1 protein-coding gene is annotated in these 779 nt (G+C 63.2%); it reads left to right on the top strand.

Translation table 11 applies throughout. The features are described 5' to 3' along the window. The coding region (locus AU198_RS26495) for a hypothetical protein (RefSeq protein ID WP_064350500.1) at nt 1-741 on the top strand (741 nt) is incomplete at its 5' end. Nucleotides 742-779: the final 38 nt, after the last annotated feature.

Here is a 779-nt window from a genome sequence, read left to right as displayed (position 1 = left end):
TCCAACAACGACACGCTCAGCCACAACGACACCCGGTTCTTGAGCCCGGAGACCAACACGGTCAACCATGCCGGTGAGGACCAGCAGCAGGGCATCGGCAACTTCGGGCTGGAGTTCGGTGACATCACCTTCGGTGACAAGACCACCAACACCGCCACCGACGGCGGGGTGGTCAACACCGGCACCGCCGGCGATATCGATGCCACCAACGTCGAGGGTGACGGCAACGTCGTCGGCGATGACAACGAAAACGTCAACACCGGCGATATCGAGGACTCCAACGTCAACATCGGCGAGGACAACGAGATCGACGACAGCGGTGATCAGACCGCCGGTGGGGACATCATCTCCGACAACGAGGGCCCGGTCATCAACGATGTCGACATGAGTGGAGGCAACGGTGGGGGCGCGGTCGGCGGTGACGGCGGCGGCGGTCTGATCGGCATCGGCAACGACGGTGGCAACGCCACCGGTGGGGCCGGCGGATCTGGTGGGGGCATCGTGATCAACGACAACGACACGACCACCACCACCGTGGGCGGCAACCAGACCACCGTCGGTGATATCGACGGCAGCGTGTCCGGCGGTATCTCGGGCGGCACGAGCATCGAGGACAACTCGGTGGACAACTCGGTGGACAATTCGGTCGACAACTCCGGGCAGGACAATTCGACCGACAACTCCGGTCAGGTCAACACCGACGTCGATGTGAGCACCACCGTCGACACCGGCCTGTTCTGAGTCCAACCACACAACGCCAGTCCAACCACACAACGCCA

The sequence above is a fragment of the Mycobacterium sp. GA-1199 genome (genome assembly GCF_001500045.1).
In the GTDB taxonomy this organism is placed as follows: domain Bacteria; phylum Actinomycetota; class Actinomycetes; order Mycobacteriales; family Mycobacteriaceae; genus Mycobacterium.
This window is presented reverse-complemented; position numbering and strand designations above follow the sequence as displayed.